The 6302-nt window shown below is 73.0% G+C and carries 7 protein-coding genes; 2 read left to right on the forward strand and 5 right to left on the reverse strand.

What is annotated here, in order from left to right; translation table 11 throughout:
• The first annotated feature begins 149 nt into the window (after positions 1 to 149).
• A complete protein-coding gene (ligD, locus tag Q0D57_RS18975) occupies positions 150 to 1175 on the forward strand; it encodes a non-homologous end-joining DNA ligase (RefSeq protein ID WP_291046961.1) in 1026 nt (341 codons plus the stop codon).
• A 69-nt stretch (positions 1176 to 1244) separates the two neighbouring features.
• On the opposite strand, the gene Q0D57_RS18980 is transcribed toward ligD, so the two are convergent.
• Together Q0D57_RS18980 and Q0D57_RS18985 are read right to left on the reverse strand one after the other, a co-directional pair.
• Positions 1245 to 2318, reverse strand: a complete 1074-nt coding sequence (locus tag Q0D57_RS18980; RefSeq protein ID WP_291046962.1) for an ATP-dependent DNA ligase — start codon at positions 2316 to 2318, stop codon at positions 1245 to 1247.
• 32 nt (positions 2319 to 2350) lie between these two features.
• Positions 2351 to 3019 (reverse strand): GntR family transcriptional regulator, encoded by a 669-nt coding sequence (locus Q0D57_RS18985; RefSeq protein ID WP_291046963.1) that lies wholly within the window; start codon positions 3017 to 3019, stop codon positions 2351 to 2353.
• Between the two features lie 84 nt (positions 3020 to 3103).
• Here Q0D57_RS18985 and Q0D57_RS18990 point away from each other — a divergent pair, with 84 nt between their 5' ends.
• Entirely contained in the window at positions 3104 to 4294 is a 1191-nt protein-coding gene (locus Q0D57_RS18990) for an AI-2E family transporter (RefSeq protein WP_291046964.1), read from the forward strand.
• Between the two features lie 83 nt (positions 4295 to 4377).
• Here Q0D57_RS18990 and Q0D57_RS18995 read toward each other — a convergent pair whose 3' ends face one another.
• The 3 genes from Q0D57_RS18995 to Q0D57_RS19005 form a co-directional block, all read right to left on the reverse strand.
• Complete coding sequence (locus Q0D57_RS18995) at positions 4378 to 4803, reverse strand: DUF3618 domain-containing protein (protein ID WP_291046965.1); 426 nt, start codon at positions 4801 to 4803, stop codon at positions 4378 to 4380.
• On the reverse strand, positions 4803 to 5033 hold the full coding sequence (locus Q0D57_RS19000; RefSeq protein ID WP_259530493.1) for a hypothetical protein: 231 nt from the start codon (positions 5031 to 5033) through the stop codon (positions 4803 to 4805). Before Q0D57_RS19000 ends, Q0D57_RS18995 begins: the two co-directional genes overlap by 1 nt.
• Positions 5034 to 5124: 91 nt before the next feature.
• On the reverse strand, positions 5125 to 5874 hold the full coding sequence (locus tag Q0D57_RS19005) for an NAD(P)H-hydrate epimerase (RefSeq protein WP_291046966.1): 750 nt from the start codon (positions 5872 to 5874) through the stop codon (positions 5125 to 5127).
• Between the last annotated feature and the right edge of the window lie 428 nt (positions 5875 to 6302).

The raw sequence follows: 6302 nt of genomic DNA on the forward strand, positions 1-6302 counted from the left end.
GCGAGGTCCGTCGGCCCCGCCGCACCCCCGGCCACCCCCTGACCTCATCTCCCACGAGTGGGCACTTTCGGCGCGAAGACGTGCCGTTGAAGGACACGAAGTGCCCACTCGTGGGAGGCTGTGATCGGGGTGGGGAGTAGCTTGGGGGCATGGCGAGCGAAGCGGTGGTGCTGACGGTCGAGGGCCCCCACGGGGCGCGCGAGGTGCGGGTGTCGAGCCCGTCGAGGGTGCTCTGGCCGGAGGTCGGCATCACGAAGCGGGAGCTCGCGGAGTACCTCATCGCCGTGGGAGACGCCTTCGTGGCGGCTAACGGCGACCGGCCGCTCTCGCTCGAGCGGTTCCCCGGCGGCATCGACGGCGAGCGGTTCTTCTCGAAGAACCCGCCGAAGGGCGCGCCGGAGTACGTGCGGGCGGTGCCGGTGACCTACCCGAGCGGCCGCGTGCATCCGCAGCTCGTGGTCGACGAGCCGGCCGTGGCCGTCTGGGCGGCCCAGATGAACACCGTCGTGTTCCACCCCTGGGCCTCCCGTGCTGAAGAGCCGGACCTGCCCGACCAGCTCAGGATCGACCTCGATCCGCAGCCCGGCACCGGGTTCGCCGAGGCCGTGACCGCCGCGTTCGCCCTGCGTGAGGTGCTCGCCGAGGCCGAGCTCGAGGCGTTCGTGAAGACCTCCGGCAACCGGGGCCTCCACGTCTTCGCGCCGATCGAGCCGACCCACGAGTTCCTCGACGTGCGGCACGCCGTGATCGCCGCCGCCCGCGAGCTCGAACGGCGGATGCCCGAGCAGGTCACCACGCACTGGTGGAAGGAGGAGCGCGGCGAGCGGATCTTCGTGGACTTCAACCAGGCCAACCGCGACCGCACCATGGCCGGCGCCTACAGCCCCCGGGCGCTCGCCCACGCCCCCGTCTCGTGCCCCGTGACCTGGGAGGAGCTGCCGGAGGTCGACCCCCGGGCCTTCACCGTGCGGAGCGTGCCCGAGCGGCTCGCCGCCACGGGCGACCCGTGGTCGCGGATGCACGAGGAGCACGGGCGCATCGACACGCTGCTGGGGTGGTGGGAGCGGGATCTCGGCGACGGGCTCGGGGAGCTGCCCTTCCCGCCCGACTTCCCGAAGATGCCGGGGGAGCCGCCCCGCGTGCAGCCGAGCCGGGCCAAGAAGACCGAGGACTGACGGCGGACGACTGCGGCGGACGACGGCGAATTGCGACTGCGGGGGACCGCCTGCGCCCTTTGCCCGCCGTCAGGGCGTGCCGAGCACCTCGGCGAGGTCGTAGCCCTCGGGCTGCTCCAGCTGATCGAAGCGGCACGACTCGGGCTCGCGGTCGATGCGCCAGCGCTCGATCTGCACGGTGTGCCGGAAGCGAGTGCCCTCCATCTGGTCGTAGCGCACCTCCACCACGAGCCGGGGCTCGAGCGGCACGAACGAGACGTCCTTCTTGGAGGAGAAGCGATTGCGCTCGCCCTCGGCGCGCACCACCTCGCCGTCGTCGCCCCGGACCACCAGCGGCTCGAGCTCGTCGATGAGCTCGCGCCGGCGCTTGTCGGTGAACGCCGAGGCGCCGCCCGCCTGGTGCAGCTCGCCGTCGTCGCCGTAGAGCCCGAGCAGCAGCGAGCCCACGCCCGTGCCGCTCGTGTGCACGCGGTAGCCCGTGACCACGACGTCGGCCGTGCGCCGGTGCTTGATCTTCTGCAGCACGCGCTTGCCCGGTGCGTAGGGCGCCGCGAGCGGCTTCGCGACGACGCCGTCGAGGCCGGCACCCTCGAACTCCACGAGCCAGCGCCGGGCGAGTTCGACGTCGCGCGTGGTGCGTGAGAGGGCGAGCACCCCCTCCGCCTCCGTCGCCGGGACGCGCGCCATGAAGGCCTCGAGCGCCTCGCGCCGCTCGCCGAACGGCTTCTCCAGGAGGTCGTCGCCCGCCTCGCTCAGGAGGTCGAACGCGACGAACACCGCCGGCGTGGCCTTCGAGAGCGTGCGGATGCGGCTCTCGGCGGGGTGGATGCGCTGCGAGAGCGCCTCCCAGTCGAGCCGCTGGCGACCCGGATCGCCCGTGGGCACCACGATCTCGCCGTCGAGCACGCACGGAGCGGGCAGCAGGTCGGCCAGGGCGCTCGTGAGCTCGGGGAAGTAGCGGGTGAGGGGCTTCGAGCCACGACTCCCGATCTCGATCGACTCGCCGTCGAAGACGACGATGCCCCGGAAGCCGTCCCACTTCGGCTCGTAGAGGAACCCGCCCTCCACGGCGCCCTGGTCGGGCACCGCCGAGACGGCCTTGGCGAGCATGGGGGAGACGGGGGCGGCGGCGCTCGAGGTCATGAGTCGATCCTGCTCGCCCGGGGAGCGGATGCCTAGGGCTCGAGCAGTCCGATCAGCTGACGGGCGGAGTGGGCGAGGTGCTCGCGCACGGCCTCCTCACCGCGCCGGGCGACGGCCTCGAGGAACCGGTCGTGCTGGTCGGCCATCTCGTCGGCCGGGAGGAGGGGGCGCAGCTGGTTGAGGAAGAGCAGCAGCTCGCTCTCGAGCCGGGCGTGCGCCTCGGTGATGCGCGGGCTCCCCGCGGCCGCCACGAGAGCGTGGTGGAGCGCGGCGTGGGCGGTCTCGATGCCGCGGTGGTCGTGCGGGCGGGAGCGGCAGACCTCGCGGAGACGCTCGTTGGCCTCGACGACGGTGCGGGGCAGGGACACGGCGATGCCCGCATCCGTGACCCCGCGCATCCGCTCGCCGAACAGCCGCACGGCCTCGGCCTCGAGGGCCGTGCGGTACTCCAGCAGCGCCCGCACGTCGGCGGCGGCGAAGGCGCGCACCCGGGCACCGCGGTAGGGCTCGATCGTCACGAGCCGCTCGGCCTCGAGCACGCGCAGGGCGGCGCGCACGGTGTGGCGGTTGACGCCGTGCTCCGCGGTGAGCGCCTCCTCGCGGAGCGGGGTGCCCGGGGCGATCTCCGCGTCGAGGATCTGCTCGCGCAGGCGGCCGGCCACGGTCGCCACCGCGGTCGGCGCAGGGGGGTTCGCGGGCATGGCACGAGGCTAGCCGACGACCGCCCGCAGCCGGTGGAGCGCTAGGGGCGGGCGAGGCCGTCGCATCCGTGTCAGTGTTGATCCATGTCCACCGATGACCCGAACGCGCGGCCCAGCCTGCGCTCACTCTTCACCGACAAGTTCGGCCAGCTCAGCGTGCGCAGCCTGCAGATCATCATCGTGCTGGCCCTCGCGGCCCTCGTGGTGTTCGCGCTGATCCAGCTCAAGCTCGTCGTGATCCCGGTGCTGCTCGCCCTCATCATCGCGGCAGCCCTCAGCCCCGTGCTGCGCTGGCTGAAGCGTCGAGGTCTCGGCGCCCTGGCCGCCACCTGGGTGACGCTGCTCGCCGGCGTCGTGGTGTTCGGCGGGCTCGTGACCCTCATCGTGTTCGCCGTGCGCGGGCAGTGGGGCGAGCTCCGCGACTCCGCGGCCCAGGGCATCGACGACCTGCACGGCTTCGTGCTCGGCCTGCCGTTCGACATCGATCAGCAGCAGCTCGACAGCCTCCGCGACACCGTCGTCGACTTCCTCACCAGCAGCCAGTTCGGCAGCGGTGCGCTCGCCGGGGTCTCGGCCGCCGGCGAGGTCATCACGGGCGCCGTGCTCATGATCGTCATCCTGTTCTTCTTCATGAAGGACGGGCCGCGCATCTGGGAGTTCCTGCTTAAGCCGTTCTCCGGGTACCGGCACGAGCGGGGCGAGCGGATCGGCGCCACCGCCGTGCGCGTGCTCGGCGGCTACGTGCGGGGCACGGCCACCATCGCGTTCGTCGACGCCGCGGGCATCGGCATCGGCATCGCCATCCTCGGCGTGCCGCTCGCGCTGCCACTCGCGATCATCGTGTTCGTCGGCGCCTTCATCCCGCTCATCGGTGCCACGCTCGCGGGAGTGCTCGCCGCACTCGTGGCGCTCGTGGCCAACGGGCCGCTGATCGCCCTGATCGTGATCGCCATCGTGGTGGCCGTCAACCAGCTCGAGGGCAACTTCCTGCAGCCGGTCGTGATGGCGCAGTCGCTCAAGCTGCACCCGCTCGTCATCCTGATCGCGCTGACGGCGGGCACCATCCTCGGCGGCATCGTGGGGGCCGTGCTCTCGGTGCCCATCGCCGCCGTCGCCTGGGCGATCGTGAAGACCTGGAACGGCGAGCCGGAGCCGCCGCCCGCACCGCCGAAGAAGCGCAAGCGCGCGGCCAAGGCGGCCGGGGCCGGGGTAGGGCCTGCGCGGCCTGCGGCGGGTGCGGGCCCGACCGCGGCGGCTCCGTCACCCGACCTCTGAGACCGTGCCGTCGGATACTCCAAGCTCCCGGCCCGATCTCCGTCGATTCCGTACGGGTCGGTCCGGGGCCGGCCGGAAGGCCGCTACTTGAGCAGGGCCCGCACGAGGAGGGCGACTCCCGTGCCGACGGCGGCCACGACGACCACCGCTCCGACGGCCGCGGCGGGGTGGCGCTTGACGCCCTCCACCGGGTCGGCCTTGATGTCGTCGACGACCTCCCGCGTGCGGGCGCCCACGTCGAGGCGGTACTCGAGCTCCTTCACGAGCTCGGAGAGCCGGGCGCGCTCGGCCGCGATGTCGGCCTTCAGCTCCGCGCGGCTCCGCTTCGGCGGCGCCTCCGCGGGCTGACCGTCGGGTCCCGTCGGCTGGTCGGGCTGCACCGATCGCGCCTTGATCGCCGCTCGTGCGACCTCGGCCACGGCCCCGGGAACGCTGAGCTGGTCATCGGCCGGGTTGCCCGTCGGGCCGGGGACACCGGCCCGCTTCTTCGTGTCGGCGGCCTTCGCCATCAACGACGGGCCTTGTGGAGCAGCTCGTCGGCCTTGTCGCCCACGACGTCGCCGACCTTGCCGGCCGCGGTGCCGATCGCGTCACCCGCGGAGTGCACGGCCGACTGCACGTGCTCGTCGTTCCACAGCTCCTTGGCCTTCGAGCGGATCTGCTCGTAGCGACGACGGCCGGCGCGTGCGCCGAGCACGTAGCCGAGTGCGAATGCGGCGACCAATGCGATCTTTTTCATGAGGATGCTCCTGACCGGTCCGCCCGGTGACGGTCCTGTTCCCACCATCGTGACCCGCTTCGCCAGAAACGCAACCTTCCCGCCGCCCCGATCAGGTGCGGACGGCCGGCTCGACGGCAGCCAGATCGCCCTCGATGCCGATCTCGACGAGCACGACATCGCCGGCCAGCCGGGGCCCCTGCCCGCGCAGCAGCCCCGCCTTCACGCCGCCGAAGGTCACGGTGAGGTCGGCGGCCAGGACGACGTCGTCGGCCGTCTCGCCGGAGTCGGGATCGATCCCGCTCGGGATGTCGACCGCCACCACGAGCGGTGCTGCCGCTCCCTCGGGGAGCTCGCGCGACAGCGCAGCGAGCTCCGCCCGGATGCCCTGGACGAGTTCTCGAGCGGCCCCACGGAGGGCGGGCCTCCCGGCGGTGGTGCCGGTGCCGAGGATGCCGTCGACGATCACCGCCGTCTCGCGGAGGAGGGCGGGCAGGGCTTCGGGCGCGCTCTCGACGAACCGCACGCCGGCGGCGCGGGCCGCCTCGCTGCCGGCCCCGTGCATCCGGCTGCCAACGCCGATGGCGCGCACCTCGACACCGCCCGCGGCCAGCTCGGCGCCCGCGAAGAGGGCGTCGCCGCCGTTGTCACCCGATCCGACCAGGAGGAGCACGCCCCGGGGTGAGCGCTCCCGCTCCTGCTCCGGTTCACCGGATGCACCGAGTGCACCGGGTGCCGCGTCGAGCACGCGCCGGATCTCGGTCGCGAGACCGTGCGCGGCGCGCTGCATGAGTGGCTCTCCGGCGGCGAGATGCGGCGCCTCGGCGTCACGCACCTGGCGGGCGGTGTATCCCGACGTCATGCCCCCATCCTCGACGCCCGGCCGTGTCGATAGCAGCGCATGGAGTCTTCTCCCAGAAAGTCCGCACATACTTGTGGCTTCAATCGTTCGAGTGGGTGACCAGGTGCGGTCCGCCCCGAACGACACATCGAAGCCCCGAACGACTGATCAAGCCGTCGCTTCACCGTGACCCGACACCGACCGTCACCGCCACCGCCCCGCCGGACGCACCCGCGCGCCCTAGCGCCGACCGGCCGAGGCACACCCAGGTGGCCTGAACCCAGGGAAGACATGAACCCGGCTCCACCCGCACGGCCCGAGACATCCACCCCCACCCCCGGCAGCACCCCCAACCCCGGCAGCGCCGGCACCTCCACCCCCGGCACCGACGCCGCGGGCCACCCCACGCGCCGCTCGCTCCGCGACGCCCGGGAGGCGGAGGCCCGCGC

The sequence above is a fragment of the Herbiconiux sp. genome, assembly GCF_023264895.1.
GTDB lineage: Bacteria > Actinomycetota > Actinomycetes > Actinomycetales > Microbacteriaceae > Herbiconiux.